The organism is Desulfovibrio sp. JC022 (assembly GCF_010470665.1).
Classification (GTDB): Bacteria; Desulfobacterota; Desulfovibrionia; order Desulfovibrionales; family Desulfovibrionaceae; genus Maridesulfovibrio.
In genome coordinates, this window is the sequence record NZ_VOPZ01000036.1 from 1 (window position 1) to 1,143 (window position 1,143).

Genomic DNA, 1,143 nt, shown 5'->3' on the forward strand with positions numbered 1-1,143 from the left:
GAATATTTGGCTCATCATTTTGAACGCAATCCTAACGATGGTTTCGACATTGAGAATTAACCGGCTGCGTTAGCCTGCCGGTGTTATGCTGGACTTTCAGTCCGCTAGCTCAAACCCACCAGCTTCTAGCTGGTGGTTGTTTAGTAGTAGTTTTTTGATGGTGGATCAAATAGTTTTTCCAAACTGGACTGCCTGAAATCATTTACTTGAACAATTCGCCTTTCGGAGTTGCGAGCTACCCATCAATTCCCTTTGTTTTTTGACCTTGTCGCTTGGTTAAGACATAAATACAGAATGGTTGTTTGAGAGTTTCGGACATCATGGCTAACTGCTCAGTAACTTACGTAACTCATAAATTAAGCAAAGATACGAAAAAATGGCACGCTAAGTTCGAAAGCCCTGTTTGCAGCCATGGTTCAACTGTGCTACAAACGTAATGCGCACAAGGAGGCAGTCATGCAAACTACATCAATAAGCGCACGATTTGACGATGAAATGTTGGCTCGTTTGGACGAAATTGCCAATGGACTTGGAAGGTCAAGGACTTCCATTATCAAGGAAGCCGTTGCCAACTACTTAGACTACGACTTTTGGTTCAGGGAGCAAATGGTCAAAGGTTTGGCCGACTTGGAGGCAGAGCACACTGTAGGCCATGATCAAGTGAAGGATTCCATCCGGGAGATGGGGTACAATGTTGATTAAATGGGCGAATAGTGCCCATCGTGATATTGCGGGAATCCTGCGATACTTCATCGAGATTCAAGAAAAGGATGTTGGTCAGAATCTTGTTAACAGGCTCTTTTATGCCATCGAACTTCTTGCTCAATTCCCCCATTCAGGCCGCTCTGGACAAGTTGAAGGGACACGAGAGCTTATGATTCCTGATCCATCATACATTCTTATTTACAAAGTGACCGAGCATGTTGAGATAGCCCGAGTTCTCCACATTCACCAAAAATGGTCTTAAATAAGTTCAAGCTCAAATGTGACTTTTCTTAGTCCAATGAGAAACCCCCCGGCTTTGCCGGGGGACCAGTAAAGTTTGACTTATGCGGGAATAAACTAAAGCCTCCCCTGATGAGTTGCTCAAAGTGAGCACAGGAGAGGCTTAATGAAGAGTAAGTCAAGCCTATGCCATACACG

Annotated in this window: 2 protein-coding genes; both read left to right on the forward strand. The window is 44.3% G+C overall.

Annotated features, from left to right (window positions below; genetic code table 11):
- Positions 1-456: 456 nt before the first annotated feature.
- Positions 457-702 (forward strand): CopG family ribbon-helix-helix protein, encoded by a 246-nt coding sequence (locus FMS18_RS20135; RefSeq protein ID WP_163296442.1) that lies wholly within the window; start codon positions 457-459, stop codon positions 700-702.
- Positions 692-967, forward strand: coding sequence for a type II toxin-antitoxin system RelE/ParE family toxin (locus tag FMS18_RS20140; protein WP_163296443.1), 276 nt, complete (start codon positions 692-694; stop codon positions 965-967). The genes FMS18_RS20135 and FMS18_RS20140 overlap by 11 nt, the downstream gene beginning before the upstream one ends.
- Positions 968-1,143: the final 176 nt, after the last annotated feature.

Excerpts from the sequence above, each read along its gene's own strand:
- FMS18_RS20135 (WP_163296442.1), top strand. The coding sequence starts at position 457 with ATGCAAACTACATCAATAAGCGCACGATTTGACGATGAAATGTTGGCT.
- FMS18_RS20140 (WP_163296443.1), top strand. The coding sequence starts at position 692 with ATGTTGATTAAATGGGCGAATAGTGCCCATCGTGATATTGCGGGAATC.